Annotated in this window: 1 protein-coding gene; it reads left to right on the top strand. The window is 71.9% G+C overall.

The window, feature by feature from the left end:
• A partial coding sequence (locus AC1DY2_RS20470; RefSeq protein ID WP_476764080.1) for a class I SAM-dependent methyltransferase occupies nucleotides 1-599 on the top strand: 599 nt, incomplete at its 5' end.
• Nucleotides 600-601 lie beyond the last annotated feature (2 nt).

The following is a 601-nucleotide window of genomic DNA, read 5'->3' as shown; positions in this document are numbered from 1 at the left end:
GCACGGGCAAGCTCACCGAGGCGCTCGTCGCGCTCGACCGCGAGGTCATCGCGGTCGACCCGGTGGAGGAGATGCTCGAGGAGCTCGAGGTCGCCGTGCCGGGAGTGCCCCGCATCCTCGGCACGGCGGAGGACATCCCCATCGAGGACGACGCAGTCGACGCGGTGGTCGCGGGCCAGGCCTGGCACTGGTTCCAGCCCGACCGTGCGGTGCCCGAGATCGCTCGTGTGCTGAAGCCCGGTGGCGTGCTCGGCCTCGTCTGGAACAGCCGCGACACCAGCGTCGACTGGCTGCGGCAGGCCGGCGAGATCATGCACGAGCGCCACGACGCGAGCGCCACGTTCGAGAGCTACGTACAGATCGGGCCGCCGTTCGGCGAGATCGAGGAGCACACGGTGCAGTGGAGCGAGCGGATGTCGCGCGCGCGGTTCCTCGACCTCGTGCGGTCGCGCAGTTACTTCATCACGGCGCCGGCCGAGGAGCAGGCGGCCACGATCGCCGCCCTCGAGACGCTGCTCGCCACCCACCCCGACCTCGCGGGGGCCGAGGACCTCGCGGTCCCCTACCTGACCCGCTGCTTCCGCGCCCGCCTGGACTGACG

The organism is Agromyces sp. P1_H4 (assembly GCF_056405255.1).
Note: the sequence above shows the minus strand (reverse complement) of the source record. Positions and strands in the feature narration are given on the sequence as shown.